We start from the raw sequence: 19,784 nt of genomic DNA, 5'->3' as shown, positions 1-19,784 counted from the left end.
GGAGGGGACATTGCCGCGTGGCCGCGGCTGGCTCTCAGGATTCGGCGACGCGTTTGACGTCGCTCGAAACCAGGGTCAGTTTGCCGAGCGGCACGCCCGCATTCAAGAGTCCGGCGCGGTAATGGGCGAGGTCCTCGGGCCGCTTCCAGTGGAAATTGCGCAAATGGCGGTCGACATTGAGAGTCGGGTAGTTAGCCATGAGCACGCGGGTCGCCTCGACCGCCTCGTCGCCGCGTCCCAATTGCGCCAGCGCCGCGGCGCGGATTGCCAGCGCCTGCAAATGGTTCGGGTTGATGTAGAGCTGTTCTCGAGCCCATGACAGAGTCGCGTCATATTGGCCCAGCAGATAATGGCTGAAGGCGTTCAGTGCGGCCCATTGGTAGCGCGGATCGCTGTTGTCGCGCTGTGCGGCCATCGAGAACAGCTCGATCGCCTCGCGGTGCTCGCCGATGACGAAATGGCAGATGCCGAGCACGCCGCGCGCGCCGTTGTCGTAGGGGTTGAGCGCGACGGCGCGCTTGGCGGCGTCCATCGCGGCCTCGTAATGCCCCTCCAGCGCGTGGGTCCAGGACAGGATCGAGAACGCAAATGACGAGCGCGGATCGAGCCGAACGCTGGTTTCGGCAAGCTTCATCGCCTCGGCCCACATCTCGCGCGTGCCCTTGACCCAGCCGAACTGGATGCTCTGGATCTGGATCGTGGCGAGATAGGCGTGCGCAATCGACAGCTTGGGCTCGAGCCTGATGGCCTCCCGGAACAGGTCGACGGCGATGGCCAGGTCTTCCTTGGTTTGCCGATAATAGTGCGACAGTCCTTTGAGGAAGCGGTCCCAGGCGGTGACGTCGGTCGAGAGCCGCGCCGGCGCCGAGGCTTCGGCCCGGACGATCTCGGTGGCGATGGCGGCGGACAGGTTGGTGGTGATCTCGTCCTGCATCGCGAAGAGATCGCCGATGTCGCGGTCGTAGCGGCCAGTCCAGAGCTGCTCGCCGGTCTCCGGCGCGATCAGCTCTGCGGTCACGCGGATCTTGGCTCCGGCACGCCGCACCGAACCCTGGATCAGATAGGTGGCGTCGATCTCCCGCGCGATCAGGCGGGTGCTGGCGTTGTTGCCCTTGAACACGAACGTCGAGTTGCGGCTCAGCACGCGATAGAAGGATTGCAGCGACAGCGCGTGGATCAGATCCTCGGTCAGGCCGTCGGAGAAATACTCGTCCTGTGCGTCGCTGAGATTGGCGAAAGGGAGCACGCCGACGATCGCGGTGCGATACTGCTGCGAGAGGGCGGATGCCTCCCTCAGCGCGGGCGCAAGCGCCGGTGCACCTTCAGGCGTCCAGGTCCAGACCCCGATCGGATCCTTGATGTTCTTGAAGCGGTGGTTGCCGGCATCGACCAGCGGCACGGTGAGATGCTTGCTGGCCTCCTTGTAGGCCTTGGCCGAGATGGCGAAGCCGCCGGGGCTCGCCACGGCTTCGAGGCGGACGGCAATGTTGACATCGTCACCGAAGACCTCGTCCTCGTCGGCGATGACGTCACCCATATGGATCCCGAGGCGGAACTGCATGGCGCGATCGGCGGGCAGATGGTGATTGCGCTCCGCCATCAGGGTCTGCATCGCGATCGCGGCCTCGGTGGCGCCGACGATCGAGGGGAATTCCAGCAGGAAGCCGTCGCCGGTGTTTTTGACGACGCGGCCGCCGTGATTGAGGATGATGGGATGGATCGCGCTGCGATGGGCCTTGAAGGCGGCATGGGTGCCGGCCTCATCGGTGCCCATCATGCGCGAATAGCCGGCGACATCGGCGCAGACAATGGCGGCCAGACGTCTTTCCATATTCCGGAGCTCCAAGAGACTTGCAAGAGACTTGGAAGAGATCGAGGACCGGCCACGGCGTGGCAGTCGCCTCGAATCCCGCATTCAAAGAACCCGTTCCTTATAGAGCAGATGAGGCCGAGCGAAAGTATGATCCGCATTGCAAATTCGAGGTAAATCCTCGGCAATCCGGCAGTGGACGGGGACGAGCGAACGCACTAAGCCGACCTCTTGGGCTACGGTTGGGCGGCGGAGGCACGTCACACATGCTGGGCATTCACGAAATCTGGCTCTTCGTCCTGTCGGGCGTGCTGCTCAACATCAAGCCGGGGCCTGATACGGTCTATGTGATCGGCCGCAGCATGCAGCTGGGCTGGCGAGGTGGCGCCGCGGCCGCGCTGGGCATCAGTTGCGGCTGCTTTTTCCATGTCGCGGGCGCGGCAATCGGCCTTTCGGCCCTGCTGATGGCCTCATCGACCGCGTTCTCGATCCTGAAGCTGGTCGGAGCGGCCTATCTCGTCGTGACCGGGCTTCAGATGCTGTGGTCGCGCCCGGTACTGGCCTCGGCCATCGACGCGCCTGTGCAAAGCTCGTTGCGGCGGGTCTTCCTCCAGGGCGTCTTCACGAACGCGCTCAATCCCAAGGTCGCGCTGTTCTTCCTGGCCTTCCTGCCGCAATTCGTCGCAGCCGACTCGGCGCACAAGCCGCTCGCCTTCCTGACGCTTGGCCTGATCTTCATCTGCACGGGAACGCTGTGGTGCCTGGTGCTGGCGGCGTTCGCGGCAAGGGCCGCCCACCGCTTGCGGAGCTCCGAAGGCGCGGTCGCCTGGGTCAACCGTGCCCTCGGCGGCCTCTTCATCTATCTCGGCATCCGCGTCGCCATGCTGGAGACGCGGTAACGTCCTTTACGCGAATTCCTTCAGCAGCGCGCTGCCGGCGAGATAGAGGCCGAGCAGGATCATCGCGATCAGGAACCAGCGGCGAAAAGCTTCCGCCGGCATCCGCGCCCGCACCGTTTGGCCGATATACATGCCGGCAAACGCGCATGCCATGCCCACGGCGCCCGGCACCGCGTTGGCCGGCGTCAGCAATCCGCCCGCGGTGAGATTGAAGGCGAGCGCCAGTGTCGCTGTCGTGAAAAACACGCCGAGCGCCTGCACCAGCTCGTCCTTCTCCATGCCGATCGCCTGCATGAACGGCATCGAGGGGATCACCTGCACGCCGGTCGAGGCCGAGATCACGCCGGTGACCACGCCGACCACGCCGCCGACCCATTTCTCGTTCTTTGGCGCAACATGAAACTGGAATTTGTTCAGCCCGATGATCGCGTAGATGACCAGGAGCACGCCGAGCACGATCGTGCCGTAGCGCGCATGCGGGCCGGTGAGCGCGCCGGCATTGAGCCAGCACCCGATCACGGTGCCGATCATCAGCGGCCACAGCCGCCTCAGGATATCGCGCAAATGGGGGCCGACGAAGGTCTGCCAGATGTTGGTGACGATGGCGGGGACGATCACGATGGCGATCGCGCGGCTCGGCGCCATGCTCACCGCGAGCAGGCCCATGGAGACCGTCGGCAGGCCGAGCCCGACCACGCCCTTGACGAATCCGGCGATCAGGAAAACGGCGGCGATGAGAATGAGGAGCGGGTCGATCATATCTGCACATTGACCGATGCAGCGCGCCGGCACAATCTGTAGCTTACGGAGAAAGCCTTCGTTTCGAACGAAGGCTGAAGGGACCCCCGATGCGCTTCGACCTCGTCGACCTCCAGCTGTTCATCGCGGTCGCCGACCAGCGCAGCATCACCCGCGGCGCGGAGCGGTCGCATCTGGCGCTGGCCTCAGCCAGCGCGCGCATCAAGGGGCTGGAGGATGCGCTCGGCGTCGCGCTGCTCAAGCGCGGGCGCCGCGGCGTTGAGTTGACCTCGGCCGGCGAGAGCCTGCTCGATCACGCCCGTCTCGTCATTCACCAGATCGACGCCATGCGCGGCGATCTCGCCGGCTTTGCCAGCGGCGTGCGCGCCAGCGTGCACTTCCTCGCCAATACCTCGGGGCTTTCGGAGCATCTGCCGAAGGCGCTCGCCGGCTTCCTGCGCGAGCATCGCGACGTTGCCATCGACATCGAGGAGCGCGAGAGCACCGACATCGCGGCCGCGATCACTGCGGGCGCGGCCGATCTCGGCTTCGCCGCCGAGCACGCGCTGCCCGATCATATCGAGCGATTCGCCTTCAGCGAGGATCGCCTGACGCTGGTGACGTCTAGGCGCGGCCCGTTCGCCGGCCGCCGCGCGATCGATTTCCAGGAGGCGGGCGCTTGCGACTTCGTCGGGCTCACCAGCGCCACCGCGCTTCAGGTGCATATTTCAAAGCACGCCGCCCGGCTCGGCATGCGGCCGCATTACCGCGCACGCTTGCGCGACTTCGATGCGATCTGCCAGATGGTCGCCGCCGATGTCGGCGTCGCGCTGGTGCCCGAAGCCGCGGCCCGCCGCTGCGCAAAACTGATGCCGCTCGCCATGGTCCGCCTGCGCGATAGCTGGGCCAACCGCAAACTCGTGATCTGCGCGCGAAGCTTCAAGACACTACCGCGCCCGGCGAAGATGCTGGTGGAGCATTTGCGGTCTGCGGCGGTGTGAGTTCTGGGATTTCCCCTCCCTTTAGAAGAGGTTAAGACGCAGCTACTTCGCCGTCTCCACGCCAGCGTCCTTGATCACCTTCGCCCATTTCTTCGTCTCGTCCGCGATGAATGTGCGAAAATGCTCCGGCTCATCGCCGACCAGCGTCGCGCCCTGGGCAGCGAGCTTTTCCTTCACCGCCGGATCCGCCATCGCCTTCGTGGCCAGATCATGTAGCGCGGTGACGATCTCCTTCGGCGTGCCCTTCGGCGCGACCATGCCGTACCAGTTCTCGATGCGCAGATCCGCAAAGCCCGCTTCTGTGGTGGTCGGCACGTCAGGCGCCGTCGGCGAACGCTCGGCGGAGCCGACCGCGATCGGTCGCAGGGCGCCCGCCTTGACCTGCGGCAGCAGCACGGGGAGGTCCAGGAACGTCATCTGCACCTGCTGGCCCAGCAGATCGTTCACGGCGGGCGCCGCGCCGCGATAGGGCACGTGCACGATGTCGATCTTGGCCGTCAGCTTGAACAATTCACCGGCGAGATGCGGCAGGCTGCCGGGTCCGGAGGAGGCGAAGTTGAGTTTTCCCGGCTGCGCCTTGGCGAGCGCGATCAATTCCGCGATGTCCTTTGTGGGGACGTTGGTGGCGACCACCAACATTTCCGGCACGGTTGCGACCAACGTCACGGGCGTGAGGTCGTTGAGCGTATCGTAGGCGACCCTTTCCATGCTCGGGCTGATCGCCAGCGCGCCGGCGCTGGAGATCGCGATGGTGTAGCCGTCAGGTGCAGCCTTGGAGACGGCATCGGTGCCGAGCACGCCACCCTGGCCGCCGCGATTGTCGATCAGCACCGGCTGCCCTGACAGTTCCGACATGCGCTGGCCGATCACCCGCGCGATGATATCGTTGGGGCCGCCGGCCGGAAACGGCACGATCAGCTTGATCGGCTTGGCCGGGAAATTCTGGGCGGAGGCGAGCGTCGGAAAAAGAAGCAAGGCCGCGAGAAGGAGCGTACGCCGGTTGGTCATGCAGGCTCCTAGATCGCCTAGCCGTTGAGCAGTTTCAGTGCTTCTTCGTGAACCCTGGCGTCGCCGGCCGCGACTATGCGGCCGCCGCCCTGGGCCGGCTTGCCTTCCCAGGTGGTGACGACGCCGCCGGCACCGGTCACGATCGGGATCAGGGCTGCGATGTCGTAAGGCTTCAGCTCGGTCTCGACCACGAGATCGACGTGACCTGCCGCCAGCATGCAATAGGAGTAGCAGTCGCCGCCATAGCGCGACAGCCGCGCGCCCGTTTCGATGCGGCCGAAGATGGCGCGGTCGCGCTCGCTCATCAGCAGCGGGCTGGTGGTGTAGGTCGTCGCCTCCGACAGCAAGGCGCAGCGCCGGACCTGGAGCCGGCGCTCGCCGGACGGGCCTTTATAATGAGCCGAGCCGCTGTCGCCGGAAAAGCGTTCGCCGATGAAGGGCTGGTGCATCATGCCGTAGACCGGCGTGCCCTTGTGCAGGAGCGCGATCAGCGTGCCCCAGATCGGAAAGCCGCCGATGAAGGATTTGGTGCCGTCGATGGGGTCGAGCACCCAGACATAGTCCGAATCCTCGCGCTCGTTGCCGAATTCCTCGCCGACGATGCCGTGCTGGGGAAAGTTGGCCTTGATCAGACGCCGCATCACCGCCTCCGCGGCGCGATCGGCCTCGGTCACGGGGTCGAAATCCTTGGTCTTGCTCTTGTCCTCGATCGACAGCGAGGTGCGGAAGAACGGTAGGATGGTTTCGCCGGAGGCGGTGGCGAGCCGTCCGATGAAGGCGGAGAAATCGATCACCGTCACGGCGTATCCTCAAAAAGCGAAAGTCGGGTGAAGCTCACTCCTGCCTAGCTCAAATCGGAAGAATCGTGCAGCGCTGTCTTGCTTTTGCACCCTGGTATTTTGGATGCCGGATGCGTCCCCCCTTCAAAGAACTAGGCCGGCCAAAAATCGATCATTGAGTTGAAACCTTAGTTCCGGATCTGCCTCGTTCGTATGCAAATGACTATCAACCCATTGAATTTCCTTATCAAAGGAACTGAATCCGGGTTTCTCTAGAAGCAACCGAGCTATGTCCTCATTGCATGGGAAACCGCTCGAAAGCCCTTGCACTTTGTGCGGCGCGGCCGCATATTGTTGCGGTGCGGTAGCGCTTCTCGCGTTACTGCTGCCCTCCTTGGGCGTTTCCTCCCTAGACTTGGGCCGCTTCTTCATTAGAAGCGGCCCTTTTTTCTTTCAGCCTCTGCTTTCTCTCGGCATCGGCTTTCATTTCGATGCTCGCCGCGAAACGCATTCGCGCTGATCGCACCCAACACAATTGTTCGAAGAAAACGTCGCGCCTATTCAGCCGCGGCCTGGAACGGGCCGAGATCGCCGAACGGGACCGTGGTCGCCAGCACGTCTGCGAGCACGCCGAAGTCCGACGCCACTTGTGCAAAGCGCGGACTGCGCTCGCGCCGCCGCTCGTCCATGTAGATTGCGCGGTTGAGCTCGAGCTGCACGGCATGCAGGCCACTGGCCGGGTTACCGTAATGCTCGGTGATGAAGCCGCCGGCGTAGGGCTTGTTGCGGCCGATCGAATAGCCGAGGCCGGCCATGGTCTCCTCGACCCGGTCGGGCAATAGCGGCGTGCAGCTCGTGCCGTAGCGGTCGCCGATGACGATGTCGGGCCGGCGCGGCTCGTCGCGGGAGACGCCGACCGAGGGCATCGAATGGCAGTCGACCAGCACGACGGTGCCGAACATCTGGTGCACCTTGTTGATCAGCCGGCGCAGCGCGCGATGATAGGGCTTGTACAGCGTCTCGATCCGCCCCAGTGCGTCGTCGACCAGGATGCGCTCGCGATAGATCTCCTGGCCGTCGCCGACCACGCGCGGAATGGTGCCAAGTCCGCCGGCGACCCGCATTGAGCGGGTGTTGGCAAAGCTCGGCAGGCGCCCGGTGAACATCCGGGGATCGAGCTCGTAGGGCTCGCGATTGACGTCGACATAGGAGCGGGGAAAGTTGACCCGCACGGTCGGAAAGCCGCGCTCGCTGAGATGGCCGATCAACTCGTCCATGAAGGAATCTTCGGAACGCCGCAGCGTCGGCAGGTCGATCCTGGAGGCGCTGAGGAATTCGTCCGGATAGGTCGAGCCGGAATGGGGCGAGTTGAAGATAACCGGCGCGCGCCATTGCGCGGGCTCAACGATCTCGAAGGCTGGCGACTTGTCGCCGTCAAACCGGGTCATCTTCTCAGGCTTCGTCCCTTGGTGTCAGGCTTCGCCCCTTGGTAATCAGGCTCCGCCTCTCGGTATCAGGCTTCGCCCTTGGCGCATTGATTCGGCCGATCGGGCGGCCCTTATGTGTCGTCATTGTCCGGAATCGCAACCATCCTGCCAAGCGAAAAGATGCGATCTGCGCTGGAACATGTCTTAACCCTGCGGGCAGCGGGTGGGGACCGGCAGGTACGGCTCGATTGCTTCGTGCCGTATTCCGGTTCACAAGAGTCCGGCAGCGCGAGCTGCGGAGGGTAAAGATTTTCACCCCAAATTTACCCTCCGTCGGGCTTAGTGACCTCCGCTGATATCCTCTGGGGATTCGACATTTCCGCCATGCCAAAGATCCTGCTCGCCGAAGACGACAACGACATGCGCCGTTTCCTGGTCAAGGCGCTGGAAAACGCCGGTTTTCAGGTCTCGTCCCACGATAACGGCATGGCCGCCTATCAGCGGCTGCGGGAAGAGCCGTTCGAGATGCTGCTCACCGACATCGTGATGCCGGAGATGGACGGCATCGAACTCGCCCGCCGGGCCTCGGAACTCGACCCCGACATCAAGATCATGTTCATCACGGGCTTCGCCGCGGTCGCCCTGAACTCCGATTCGGATGCCCCCAAGAACGCCAAGGTGCTGTCCAAGCCCGTGCATTTGCGCGAATTGGTCAGCGAAGTGAACAAGATGCTGGCGGCCTAAATCGGCCCCCTTCCGTCCTTGCACCGGCTCCCGTGAGCCGTTATAGGGACCCGACCCGATCTAGAGACATCTAGGGCGCGTAGCTCAGCGGGAGAGCACTACCTTGACATGGTAGGGGTCACAGGTTCGATCCCTGTCGCGCCCACCATCCTTCGCTCGCGATAGCCGAGTGAAGGATGCCACGCCGAAGCCCAACGGGCGCAGGCGGGCTGCCGCCGCGAGCTTCGGCTCGGAAGCCACCAATCTCATTTTGGCGAAGCGTGTCCGGCGTAGCTCGAAGAGCGGACACGGACTGGAGCGGCAGCCTCCTGCGCCGACACACAGCCACTAAATCCCCTATTTCAGTTCCGTATTCGCGACCGGAAGGATTGAGGCGACGTGCCAGCCGTCCGCATCCTGAACGTAGGTCTGGCTGATCAGAAACGTATTTTGTTGTGGCGGCTTGCCCGGAAGGCCGCGCGTAAAGACGATCGGCACGAGGATCTGCATGATCTCGTTCGAGATCACGGCGACGCGGAATTTCGACATGTCGGGTTCGAGGTGCCAGGTGCCCTCGTAATAGGTCTTGAAGCGTTCGGCGACCTCATCGCGACCGCGCGTCTCGATGTTTCTGGCAAACAACAGCGTTCCGGGTGAATTCAGGAGCATGGCCTTCATGGCGTCCGCATCATGCGCATTCTGCGCCGCGATGAATTTCTCGAAGATGGTTCCTGCTTCGGCATCATTTGCGGCAGCCTGCGCGCCTCCGGCCGGCCAGAACGTTGCGGCGAGAAACAGCGCTGCGGCAAACGCCGCAACTTGAGGGCGCCGTGAAAACACTCGTGGCGTGAAATTGCCTGAAGGCATTTTGGGTCGGATCATGGTCACCTCTGGTCATTTGCCGGCGGAATTTGAATGGTGAGCGTCATACCATTGTGGCCAGGTCGATGTTTTCAGGATTGCACGATCGGCGATGACCCCGACATCACGGAAACGTAGACTTCCGGATGCCACGGGACCAGGCAAGCAAACCCTCGCCGCGAGCAGCGAGTTGAGTTATCGTCTTGTGGTGTGAAGTAACCCGGATGAAGGTTGCCCATGAGCGTGTCCGTCATCGAGCAGGCAAAGATCCAGGCGCAGGTGCTGGTGCCCCTGGTTAAGGCGTTGCAGGCCGAACTCGGCGAGGCGCGCGCCAATGCATTGGTGCGCAAGGCGCTTGGCGACCTCTATCGCGGCTTCGGCGAGGAATTCTGGAAGGCAAAGAACAGCACGAACAACGAAGCCGATCTCGGCAAGGCCGTCGCGTCGGCGTTCAAGACCTATGCCCGAGACGACGCGCTCGCCTATGACATCATCGAGCAGACCCAGGACGCCTTTGCGTTCGACGTGACGCGATGCGCCTATGCCGAGTTCTACAAGGCGCTGGGCGAGCCGGAGCTCGGTTTCCTGCTGGTCTGCACCGCCGACTTCGCGACCGCTGATGGATTTGGCGCCGACGTCAGGCTCACGCGCACGCAAACCATCATGCAAGGCGCGTCCCATTGCGATTTCCGCTACTGGCGCGACGAGCGCGGATCAAAATGAAGGGAATGCGGGTGATGCGGGCGAGCTATGTTGCCCTGATGGTGCTGGCGCTGATGTCGTCGCGCGCCGCTGCTGCGGTCATCGACTGGCAGGCCGAACTGCAGCGCTGCCGCGCATTGCGCGAAAGCGTGGCGCCGCTGCTTCAGGCCGGCGAGGGCATCTCGGCCGTCGGCCGCTCCAACAGATCCATCCGCCGCTGCATCTGGATCCAGCGCATCGCGGTGCGCAGGAAGATTCCCGGCGCGGAGGTTTGGTAGCGTAGCTAGTCATGCAGCGCTGCTGTCTCACACTCCGTCATTGCGAGCGCAACGAAGCAATCCAGACTGTTTCCGCGGAGGGATTCTGGATTGCTTGGCCGCGCTCGCAATGACGATGTGGAAGCAGCAACGTGTTCAGCTCATCGCCTTCACGATGGAGATTCCGATACCGAGCTCCTCGTGGAACTTACGCACCAGCGCGGCCTGCCAGCTCTCGCCGAACTCGATCCTCGCCGCCGATCGCGACGACGCGGATGTGCGAATGAAGGCGCCATGTGGTCATGAGGGATCGTTATCGTGCACCACCTCGGTGCAATGCGCAGCTTGATCCGCGACTCCCCGCCTGCCATTGTCCGCCCACCCACGCCAGCGAGAAATGAAGGCAGGTTATCGAGATGAGCAGCGTGAACAAACCAGGCGGCAACTACTTGCCCGTCATCATCCATAGTGGAATTGCGTATGTCAGTGGTCAGTTGCCGCGTCGCGGCGAAGAGCTGCTGTACTCAGGCAAGGTCGGCGCAGGTGTCGATGTCGCCGCCGCACAGGGGGCGGCAGCCCTCTGCGCAGATCTCTGCATTTCGGCCATCAATCACGCAACAGGTGGAGAGGACAAGATCGTCCACGTCTTGCAGCTCGTTGGATACATCGCCTCGGCCCCTGGATTCACTCAGCAATCGCAAGTCATGAACGGCGCTTCCGACCGGTTGATCGAGCGCCTAGGCGATCGCGGTCGTCACACGCGTACATCTGTCGGCGTCGCCGAGTTGCCGCGGGGTGCACCGGTCGAGCTGAGTATGATTGCCGCTGTTCGGTCGTAGGAAGGCATGCCGTTCGCTGATCGTCAGCTTCGACGTTCGCACTTCGATACGTCGCGACGACACGCGGTCTATTCGACCAGATACTTCTTCACCGCAGCCTCGTCCCACGCGATCCCGTTGCCGGGCTCCTCGTTCGGCAGGGCAAAGCCGTCCTTGATGATCAGCCGCGTTGAAAGCACTGCGTCGGCCCAGTCGACATATTCGAGCCAATGCGCGGTCGGCGTCACGCACAAAAGATGCGCGCTGACTTCCGAGAACAGATGCGTCGACATCTCGATCCCGGCGGCATGCGCCAGCGCGGCGGCGCGCAGCCAGCCGGTGACGCCGCCGATGCGCTGCACGTCGGGCATCACGTAGTCGCAGGCTTCCGCTGAGAGCGCGGTCTGCATCGCGAAGGCGCTGTCGAAATTCTCGCCGATCTGGACCGGCGTGCGCAGCGCATCCGCGATGCGGGCGTTACCCTCATAATCGTCGTGACGGATCGGCTCCTCGATCCAGGTCAGGCCCTCATCGTCGAGCATCTCGCCACGGCGGATCGCCTCGGTGGCCGTCAGCGCCTGGTTATAGTCGCACATCAAGGTCACGTCGTCGCCGACGGCCTTGCGCACCGCGCGCACCACCTTCAGGTCTTCCCGTGCATCGGGACGGCCGACGCGGATCTTTGCGGCCTGAAAGCCCTCGGCCAGCAGCTTGTGGGCTTCCTCCACCGCGGCACCCGCCGGCATGATGCCGAGCCCCTTCGAATTGTAGGCCCTGACCGGTCTCGGCGCGCCGCCGAGCAGCCGCGCTAGCGGCAGGCCGCGTGCGCGCGCCAGTGCGTCCCATGCCGCCATGTCGATGCCGGATTGTGCCAGCCGCTGCAGGCCGGCGAGCCCCAGCAGGGTGAAGCGCTGGGTCAGCTTGCGCTCGATCTCGAACGGTAGCAGCTCGTCGCCCGCAAGCAGCTCCGACATTTCCGCGACCATCGCCGTCAACGGCTTCAAGGCCGATGGCGTGATCGAGAACAGATAGGCGTGCCCCTGGACGCCCTGGTCGGTCTCGCAGTCGATCAGCACCAGCGGTGCCTTTGCGACAGCCCCGGTCGAGGTCTGGAGCGGGAGGTTCATCGGCACGATGACGGAGCGCGCATTGAAGCGCTTGATGCAGATGGTCTCGGTCATTTGGTGGATCTCCTGGCGGAGTGAATGCAGATTAATGCCGATCTTAAACATTCGCCATGAAACGAAAAGCCGCTTGGCGCGACCACCATAAAATGGGGTTGCGCGGGAGCGCGTTTATTGGCTCTGTTCCGCAAATCCCCCGAGTTCGAGACAAGAACGCTCATCACGGAGCCAAAGAGTGAAGCAAGAGATCTCCGAAGAACAGCGCAAGAGCGGCATCCTGACCGGTGCCGCGATCGCCTTCCTGCTGCTCGCCCTGCCGCTCGCGGTGTGGCTGGACCTGACCGAACTCAGCAAGACCGCGCTGCGCCGGCAGGCGATCGACCTGAATTCGGTGATCACGAGCGTGCGCAGCTACTACGCGACCAACGTGGTCGGGCGCATCATCGCCAATCCGAACGGTACGACCAGGGTGATTCACAACTACGAATCCATCCCCGGCGCGATCCCGATCCCGGCGACATTGTCGCTGGAGCTAGGGCGGGTGATCGGGGCGCAGCAGGAAAACATCACCTACCGTTTCGTCTCGGACTTCCCGTTCCAGAACCGCGCCCCGCACCAGCTCGACAAGTTCGAGAAGGCCGCGCTCGAATCGCTTCGCAACGATCCCGAGCAGAAGATCGTCGAGACCGAGACCTCGCTGTTCAACGACAAGGTCCGGCTGATCGCTCCGGTGACGATGGGCCCGGCCTGCGTCAGCTGCCACAACAGTCACCCCGAGAGCCCGAAGAAGGACTGGAAGGTCGGTGACGTCAGAGGCATCCAGGAGGTGATCATCGCCCAGCCGATCGCCGCCAACATCTTCTCGTTCAAGTTCCTGTTGGCCTATTTCCTGATCGCCGCCGGCAGCGGCCTGTCGTTCCTCTCGCTGCAGCGCCGCCAGGCGAGCCGCATCAAGGGCATGAACAAGGAGCTCGAATCCACCAACGACTTCCTGGCTTCGCTATCGATGAAAATCTCGCGCTACATCCCGCCGCAGGTCTACAAGAGCATCTTCTCCGGCCAGAAGGACGTTACCATCCACACCGAGCGCAAGAAGCTCACCATCTTCTTCTCCGACATCCAGAATTTCACCGCGACGGCGGAGCGGCTGCAGCCGGAGTTGCTGACCCAGCTCCTCAACGAATATTTCACCGAGATGTCGGCGGTCGCCCACGAATTTGGCGGCACCATCGACAAGTTCATCGGGGATGCCATGCTGATCTTCTTCGGCGACCCCGAGACCAAAGGCGACCGCGCCGACGCGCAGGCCTGTCTCCAGATGGCCTGGCGCATGCAGCACCGGCTCACCGAGCTCAATGCGAAATGGCGCGCCTCCGGCATCGAGCTGCCGTTCAAGGCCCGCATGGGCATCAATTCCGGCTATTGCAATGTCGGCAATTTCGGCAGCAGCGATCGCATGGACTACACCATCATCGGCGCGGAGGCGAACCTCGCCGCGCGCCTGCAATCGATCGCCGAGCCCGGCGGCATCGTGCTGAGCTACGAGACCTTCGCGCTGGTCAGCGACATCGTCCGCGCCCACGCGCTGCCCGCGATCACGATGAAGGGCATCAGCCGCGAAATCATTCCCTATTCGGTCGACGCGCTGAACGACGCGGCCGCCGAAAGGAGCGGGATCATCACCGAGCGAGCGCCGGGGCTGGAGCTGTATCTCGACCCCGCCGTGGTCAAATCCGGCGACGCGGCGCGGGTGCGCTCGCTGCTGGAGAATGCGCTGGCCTCTCTGAACCCGGCGTGAGGAGCACGCGCGTTGCCGTCTCTCATTGAGAGAGTGTGCCGTGTGGCACCCCCTCCCTAGCCCTCCCCCACAAGGAGGGAGGGAAACACATCTTTAACGTGGCGACTTTGTCCAACTTCGCGGAAAGTCGATCATGGTGCGACGCTGCTCCGTTCTCCGCTCGGCTCCCTCCCCCTTGTGGGGGAGGGCGGGGGAGAGGGGTAGCCCAGCAATAGGTGGGCCCGAGTCAACTCACCGCGCCGCGCCTTCCGTGAAGGCGGTTTCGATCACGTCGCCGAAGGGTTGCCAGGAGCGGCCGTCGAACTGGACCAGCCGCATCTGCCGGATCGGCAGGTAGCTGTTCGGCGAGGTGTTCATCCTGATGTTGGGCAGGGCGACCGAAGGCTGATAATTCCTCAGCGAAGCCGCCTGACGCATGATGTTCTCGCGCGAGAGGTCGTCGCCGCATTGCTTCAGCACCTGCGTCAGCGCCTCTGCCGCGGCGTAGCCATAGAGCGCGGCGCTGCTGTTGGTGCTTTCGTCGTGATGGTATTTGTCCATGAAAGTGAACCAGTCCTTCATGGCGGGATCGTCCTTCCATGCGGGATCGCTCGGGTCCTTCAGAAAGGCCGCCGAGATCACGCCGGAGGAATTCTCCAGGCCTGCGGGCGCCATCGCATTGGCGATCGAGGCGGAGGCGTCGTTGACGATGAAGACCGGGCGCCATTTCATTGCCGCCGCCAGCTTGATCACCTTGGACGCCGTCGACGGTACACCGAGAAAGACGAAGATATCGGCGCCGGCGCGCTTGAGGATCGAGACGTGTCCGTCGAGATGCTCATCGGCAATGTCGAAGGCGATGTCGACGAGGACGAGACGGTTCAGATCGCCAAGACCTTCCTCCATGCCCTTGAGAAGCGCACGCCCGAACTGGTCGTTCTGCCAGAGCACCACGATCTTCTTCCTGGGATAATAGGCCTGGAGATAGTTGGCGTAGATGCGCCCCTCCGACCGGAACGACGGCTGCCAGCCCATGGTCCAGGGAAACGCCTTGGCCTGGCTCAGCTCCTCGTCGCCGGAGGCGACGAACAGTTGTGGGATCTTCTTCGCGTTCAGATACCAGCGCGTGGCGAGATTACCGGGCGTGCCGAACGATCCGAACATCAAATGCACGTCGTCCGTCTCGACCAGATTGCGCGTCAGCTCCAGCGCGGTCGTCGGATCGGAATTGTCATCGCGCGTGATGAAGCGGATCTTGCGGCCGTTGATGCCGCCGCGCGCGTTGACCATGTCGAAATAGGCCGCTTCCGCCTGGCCGATGGCGCCGAATTCGGACAGCGGTCCCGAATACGGCATGACATTGCCGATACGGATTTCGTTGTCGGCGGTGGGTTGATCGGCGCGCTCCTGCGACATCGCCCCGAGCGATGCCAGGGCAACCATCAACACGAACAGCATCCTGCCGGAGACGCGCATGCCCGATACCTTGACGTTGGCCCCTCATCGAGGTCGGCTCAATCCGCACCAAGGCTGCTTGATCTAGGTCAAGCGTTTGTCAAAGCTGTGGCGCGGTGCGCAGCTGGAGGGCCGGACGAAACGGCAGGCGTGCTGACGCGCCGAGTGTGGCGCGCCGCTAGGGCAGCCCGCGGACATTGGACTCCATCTCGACCCGGCGGTCGTGAAATCGGGCGATATAGCGCGGGTGCGCTCGCTGTTCCGCACTCGTCCGATGAAAAATGAACCGATCTGTGAAAGATCATGTTTGGGATAGCGGGCCGTAATTTGGATGGTGGTCAATATTGACCGGTGGCGGCAGAGCTCTCGGTTCCATGATGGTCCATCACCGCCCGCATCGGCGCCCATCGGTGACTGAGAGTATCGCGCTCCCGCCGGATTCAGGCGAGCCTCATGGCCATTCAGCGACCACCTTGTCCTACATGCCGGATAACAACGACGCTGGCGCGCATCACGCCAAGCTCCGCCGGTTCTGAGATTTGGACCTTCGAATGTCCCGCTTGCGATTTCGTCGACCAGATCGCGGTCGTGCTGGTCGACCCAATGAGATCGTCTGATACCTTGGCTTGGTTTCAGGGCGAATTGCGGGCGCCTACATAGGGCGCGCGCTACCTGGAACGAACGAGCGCCGAAGGCCTGGACGTAGGCATTGGTCGAGAAGAACCGGTTGCAGCGCTCGGCTTGGCAACGACGGTGACGTTCAGCGAGCTTGGTGCTGCGCTTCATCAGCAGAGGTAGTCACCCGAAAATCCGCATCATTAATGCTTTGCCGATCGGGGCGGCGTGGATGCCGGTGAATGCGCTGACGTAGTCACCGGAATAGAAAGCGCGAATGAGAGCGATGCGGGTGTTGAGGGTTTCATCAAACCGGATTGCAAAGCCATTCCCCGTGCGTCGCACGACCAGGGCCGCGACGTTTCTCTCCTGGAGGGTGCAGCGAACCGCGGTCCCGACAGGTGGTGGATTGTCGCTCACGAAGCGAGCGCCCGTGATCGACATGTCTGCCAAACGGTAGATGCACTGCCGGGAACCGATATTGAAAAGGACAGGCTCATCTCGCTCGAACCGCTCGGCCTTCCGTCGCCGCGGCTGCTCGATGGACACCAGGCAGACGATCAACAGAATGATGGCGTTGTACAAACTCCAGGCGAGCGCCAGACCGCCATAGGCGATCATGTCACCTTGCACATGAAGCACGAAGGCATAGACGATACCCGCGAGCGTAATCGCCAATGCGGTGCCGTATACCCTGAGCAGTGGCCATTCGACGAAGCGTTGGTCGCGATCCCCGCCCTTCGCCGTGACCTTGAATGTGTGTCCCTGCGTCTGGAGCAGTCCCGCCGCCACGGCCTTGAGAACCGCCGGCAGTGCAATGTATTGAGCGACATCCGACATCACCGCCATGGAGCGTCCGCGGGAAATCCAGGCCATGGTGAGCGAATACCAGACATAAAACGGCAGGAAATATCCGAGGAGTTCGAAAAGATCGGCCTGGACCGCTTTGATGCCGAAGAGAAGATAAAGGCTTGGAACGACGAGACCGAAGACCTTGACGACATAGGTCGAGGTCCAACTCATGAATGCTTCGATGAGAGAAAGCCTGTCGACAACGTCCAGCTGCGATCTTCGGGAAAAGGGACCACTGCGCCCCCGAAAGATTTGCATGAAGCCAAGACACCATCGGCTGCGCTGAGTGATGTACTCCTTGAGTCCCTCCGGGGCCAGCCCCAAGGTCAGACGCTCGTTCAGGTACACCGTGCGTGATCCAATTTCCGTCAGCCGCAGCGTCAGCAAGTAGTCCTCCGTCACGGAATCGGTCGGAAAGCCGCCGATCTTCACGAGGGACGAGAATCGGATGACCGACGACGTGCCGCAACAAAACGCCACGCCCCAAGCGTCCTTCGATGGCATCAGGATATCGAAGAAAAAGCGCTGCTCGTCCGGCCAGACCTTGGTCGCGGCCAAATTGGTTTGGATCGGATCCGCATTGATGAAATGCTGAGGTGTCTGTACCACGCCTACGCCCTGGTCGCGGAACAGGCACGTCGCGCGGCTGAGAAATTCGGGCATAGGCACGAAATCGGCGTCGAGAATCGAAATGAAATCTGGGGGATCGGCGAGCTCCGCCACATGCCTCAGGGCGTGATTGATGTTGCCGGCCTTGGCGTCCTTGTTGTCCGGGCGCGCCAGATACCGGCAGCTGAGTTGGCCGGCAAGCTTTTCGAGCCAGTCACGCCGTCCGTCGTCCAGAACCCAGACGCGGTAGTTGGGATAGTTCATTCCCGTGGCGCCGATGATTGTGCGCTCCAGAATCGACGTTTCCTCGTTGTAGGTGCAAATGAATACGTCGATCAGCGGAGCTTGCCGTCCGGCAAGCCACCGCCTGTTGACTTCGACTTGCGGCGTTCGATTGGTCGAGCGGCTGAGAAACACCAGTGTCAGTGCACCCGCCGCAAGCGATACAGCCTCGACGAAGAGGAACACGGATCCCACGGCGAAGTCGGCGGTCCAGCCGACGGGCGGCACCGTGGCTGTCATGCGCCATCCAAAATAGCGGATCATGAGCAGCAATGCGATTGAGATCATCAGCGAGCGCGCCGTGGAGTTCTCGTGCCGCAACCAGGGAAGGACGGCAACGCAGAACCCGAGCGCAATAAGGCCCGGTGTCAGCGCGGCGATCATGGCTTTCTCGCAGTGTCTGGCGAGAAGATGACGCGTCCGGTTCGCCCGACTGGACAATCGTTGGAGCCATCGTTGAGGTCGGGGACCGAAATCGTCGCACGATACGGTTCCTTGCTCAGCGCATCGGGATTAATGGCGAGGTTCGCTGCGACCCCTGCGGAGCCGGTGAGATTGACGACGGTGCCAGTCAATTCGGGGCCGCCGGCGCTCGGCCGGAAATGTGCGAGAGATCCCAGTTGCAGCCCGTTATACACGCTCTCAGTGACGTTCGCCGTCACTACGGCGCCGGAACAATCGAGTAGACGAATGAGCGGTTGTCCGGCCCGGACGTCCTCTCCAGGTGCCGTCATGACCTCCCATATTCGGCCGGCGACGGGGAACTTGATGTCCGCCTCGGAGCGGCCGATGTAACGAGATCGCTCTGATTCTATCTCGCCGACGAGCCACGAGATTTGCGCATCGGCGTGCGCTACGTCCGCGGTGAGGCCTTCAGCCCGCTGCCGCATTTCCTCCTCACGCTGCACCGAGCTCGGACGATCGTTGTAGCTGTCGCCGAGGAAAGTGCCCTCGCGCGCGGCGGTGAGCTCGACCTGGGTTGCATCCAGACGGCGTCGCGCGCCGATTTCGGTCTGCTGAGCAATGGTTTGATCCCGCGTCAGGCGCCCAAGCTCGACAGACGAAACGCTGCCCGATTTGATGAGCGATGATGCTCGTTCCACCGCGGCTGCCGCCTCTTCACGACGCGCTGCGGCCGCTTCGATTGATGTTTGGATTTCTGCGATGCGCGCCTCGAGCTGACGAATGCGCCCCGCTGTGAACAGGGCCGCCTGACGCGCCAGATCCTTCTGCCCCGCCTGGGCTGAAGCTATCTTCGAAACGAGGCTCGGCCTTTCGTTTTCGAGGCGAGACATCTGACTGCGCAGGTCATCGAGCCGCACGCGGTCGCCGCGCGGATTGACGACACGGAGGATGAAAGTGCCCTCACCGACGGTGCCTAAATCGCCTGACAGACTGGCCCCGGCTGAAATCTTCCCGTCAATCGGCGACCTCAACGTCACGAGCCTCGAATTGACGACGGCTTCGACGCTTGACGTCTGGAAAAGCGCTCTGAGCGGCAGCCAGCCGAATACTGCGACGATGGCGATGCCCGCCGCGGCCTTCACAAATCGGAGAAGCGTCCGGCTCGGCTTGGATTGCGCTACATCCGCGGCGGCATCGCCGCCGGTTGCGGGGGCATCGGCATTGCCGGGACTGAGACGCGCATCCAACGCGCGTTGCAAACCGTGCGCGTCATGGTTTCCGTCCACCGCGAGAGGTTTTGCGATATCTGGACCGCCGCCGCCTTCGAATGTCGAATCGAAACGCGTTTTGTTTTGCATCATACACCTGAGAGTCAACTCGCAACCTCCGCGCGAGATACGGCCGGCCGAATCCAAATGCGATGTTGGTGTTGCAAAGGCTAACTGAAACATGAGAATTGTCTGCGATAGCGGATCGCCAAGAGTCGCATTGGGCCGATAGAGGCACGGGTCCGTGCTACCGTTCAGCCGATGTGTTGACGAGGTGCAGCTTCGTGGCAGGAGAAACACGCGGGGGGGGGGGGGGGGGCGGGGGGGGGGGGGGGGGGGCGGGGGGGGGGGGGGGGGGGGGGGGGGGGGGGGGG

The 19,784-nt window shown here is 62.9% G+C and carries 18 protein-coding genes and 1 tRNA gene; 9 read left to right on the top strand and 10 right to left on the bottom strand.

Annotation, left to right across the window (positions count from 1 at the left end; translation table 11 throughout):
* Nucleotides 1-34 precede the first annotated feature (34 nt).
* Nucleotides 35-1,831, bottom strand: a complete 1,797-nt coding sequence (locus AC0L23_RS21435) for an adenylate/guanylate cyclase domain-containing protein (protein WP_162496403.1) — start codon at nt 1,829-1,831, stop codon at nt 35-37.
* Between the two features lie 245 nt (nt 1,832-2,076).
* Between AC0L23_RS21435 and AC0L23_RS21430 the strand changes: the two genes are divergently transcribed.
* Nucleotides 2,077-2,709: a LysE family translocator gene (locus AC0L23_RS21430; RefSeq protein WP_473357426.1), complete on the top strand. Its 633-nt coding sequence runs from the start codon at nt 2,077-2,079 to the stop codon at nt 2,707-2,709.
* 6 nt (nt 2,710-2,715) lie between these two features.
* On the opposite strand, the gene AC0L23_RS21425 is transcribed toward AC0L23_RS21430, so the two are convergent.
* Nucleotides 2,716-3,468, bottom strand: coding sequence for a sulfite exporter TauE/SafE family protein (locus tag AC0L23_RS21425; RefSeq protein ID WP_018453343.1), 753 nt, complete (start codon nt 3,466-3,468; stop codon nt 2,716-2,718).
* Between the two features lie 89 nt (nt 3,469-3,557).
* Between AC0L23_RS21425 and AC0L23_RS21420 the strand changes: the two genes are divergently transcribed.
* Nucleotides 3,558-4,448, top strand: coding sequence for a LysR substrate-binding domain-containing protein (locus tag AC0L23_RS21420; RefSeq protein WP_018453344.1), 891 nt, complete (start codon nt 3,558-3,560; stop codon nt 4,446-4,448).
* A gap of 42 nt (nt 4,449-4,490) precedes the next feature.
* Here the strand turns inward: AC0L23_RS21420 and AC0L23_RS21415 are convergent, their stop codons facing one another.
* From AC0L23_RS21415 to AC0L23_RS21405, 3 genes are all read right to left on the bottom strand, one after another.
* Nucleotides 4,491-5,456, bottom strand: coding sequence for a Bug family tripartite tricarboxylate transporter substrate binding protein (locus tag AC0L23_RS21415; protein ID WP_085361223.1), 966 nt, complete (start codon nt 5,454-5,456; stop codon nt 4,491-4,493).
* Nucleotides 5,457-5,473: 17 nt separating this feature from the next.
* A complete protein-coding gene (hisN, locus tag AC0L23_RS21410; RefSeq protein ID WP_018453346.1) occupies nt 5,474-6,256 on the bottom strand; it encodes a histidinol-phosphatase in 783 nt (260 codons plus the stop codon).
* A gap of 536 nt (nt 6,257-6,792) precedes the next feature.
* Complete coding sequence (locus tag AC0L23_RS21405; protein WP_018453348.1) at nt 6,793-7,683, bottom strand: N-formylglutamate amidohydrolase; 891 nt, start codon at nt 7,681-7,683, stop codon at nt 6,793-6,795.
* Nucleotides 7,684-8,046: 363 nt separating this feature from the next.
* Here AC0L23_RS21405 and cpdR point away from each other — a divergent pair, with 363 nt between their 5' ends.
* Both cpdR and AC0L23_RS21395 read left to right on the top strand, forming a co-directional pair.
* Nucleotides 8,047-8,406: a cell cycle two-component system response regulator CpdR gene (cpdR, locus tag AC0L23_RS21400; protein ID WP_007597092.1), complete on the top strand. Its 360-nt coding sequence runs from the start codon at nt 8,047-8,049 to the stop codon at nt 8,404-8,406.
* A 73-nt stretch (nt 8,407-8,479) separates the two neighbouring features.
* Nucleotides 8,480-8,554, top strand: a tRNA-Val gene (locus AC0L23_RS21395).
* 188 nt (nt 8,555-8,742) lie between these two features.
* On the opposite strand, the gene AC0L23_RS21390 is transcribed toward AC0L23_RS21395, so the two are convergent.
* The gene (locus tag AC0L23_RS21390; protein WP_085361224.1) at nt 8,743-9,267 is read right to left on the bottom strand and encodes a Cif family virulence factor; all 525 of its coding nucleotides are present in this window, start codon (nt 9,265-9,267) and stop codon (nt 8,743-8,745) included.
* A 216-nt stretch (nt 9,268-9,483) separates the two neighbouring features.
* Here AC0L23_RS21390 and AC0L23_RS21385 point away from each other — a divergent pair, with 216 nt between their 5' ends.
* The 4 genes from AC0L23_RS21385 to AC0L23_RS21370 all read left to right on the top strand — a co-directional run bounded on the left by AC0L23_RS21385 (nt 9,484) and on the right by AC0L23_RS21370 (nt 11,044).
* Nucleotides 9,484-9,969, top strand: coding sequence for an L-2-amino-thiazoline-4-carboxylic acid hydrolase (locus AC0L23_RS21385; protein WP_018453351.1), 486 nt, complete (start codon nt 9,484-9,486; stop codon nt 9,967-9,969).
* A complete protein-coding gene (locus AC0L23_RS21380; protein ID WP_018453352.1) occupies nt 9,966-10,226 on the top strand; it encodes a hypothetical protein in 261 nt (86 codons plus the stop codon). The genes AC0L23_RS21385 and AC0L23_RS21380 overlap by 4 nt, the downstream gene beginning before the upstream one ends.
* Nucleotides 10,227-10,320: 94 nt before the next feature.
* Nucleotides 10,321-10,554 carry a hypothetical protein gene (locus tag AC0L23_RS21375; protein ID WP_162496402.1) on the top strand — a complete coding sequence of 78 codons (234 nt, stop codon included), beginning with the start codon at nt 10,321-10,323 and terminating at the stop codon, nt 10,552-10,554.
* 67 nt (nt 10,555-10,621) lie between these two features.
* A complete protein-coding gene (locus AC0L23_RS21370; RefSeq protein WP_085361225.1) occupies nt 10,622-11,044 on the top strand; it encodes a RidA family protein in 423 nt (140 codons plus the stop codon).
* 68 nt (nt 11,045-11,112) lie between these two features.
* Here AC0L23_RS21370 and AC0L23_RS21365 read toward each other — a convergent pair whose 3' ends face one another.
* The gene (locus AC0L23_RS21365; RefSeq protein ID WP_085350815.1) at nt 11,113-12,204 is read right to left on the bottom strand and encodes an enolase C-terminal domain-like protein; all 1,092 of its coding nucleotides are present in this window, start codon (nt 12,202-12,204) and stop codon (nt 11,113-11,115) included.
* 178 nt (nt 12,205-12,382) lie between these two features.
* On the opposite strand from AC0L23_RS21365, the gene AC0L23_RS21360 reads away from it, so the two are divergent.
* A complete protein-coding gene (locus AC0L23_RS21360) occupies nt 12,383-13,945 on the top strand; it encodes an adenylate/guanylate cyclase domain-containing protein (protein ID WP_085350683.1) in 1,563 nt (520 codons plus the stop codon).
* 231 nt (nt 13,946-14,176) lie between these two features.
* Here AC0L23_RS21360 and AC0L23_RS21355 read toward each other — a convergent pair whose 3' ends face one another.
* The 3 genes from AC0L23_RS21355 to AC0L23_RS21345 form a co-directional block, all read right to left on the bottom strand.
* A complete protein-coding gene (locus tag AC0L23_RS21355; protein WP_085354376.1) occupies nt 14,177-15,400 on the bottom strand; it encodes an ABC transporter substrate-binding protein in 1,224 nt (407 codons plus the stop codon).
* Nucleotides 15,401-16,177: 777 nt separating this feature from the next.
* A complete protein-coding gene (locus AC0L23_RS21350) occupies nt 16,178-18,121 on the bottom strand; it encodes a glycosyltransferase (RefSeq protein WP_085361226.1) in 1,944 nt (647 codons plus the stop codon).
* Nucleotides 18,118-19,500, bottom strand: a complete 1,383-nt coding sequence (locus AC0L23_RS21345; RefSeq protein WP_143273909.1) for an HlyD family secretion protein — start codon at nt 19,498-19,500, stop codon at nt 18,118-18,120. The genes AC0L23_RS21350 and AC0L23_RS21345 overlap by 4 nt, the downstream gene beginning before the upstream one ends.
* Nucleotides 19,501-19,784 lie beyond the last annotated feature (284 nt).

The sequence above is a fragment of the Bradyrhizobium sp. MI1.4 genome (genome assembly GCF_055811315.1).
The sequence above is the reverse complement of the archived record's forward strand: the minus strand, read 5'-3'. Positions and strand labels throughout refer to the sequence as shown.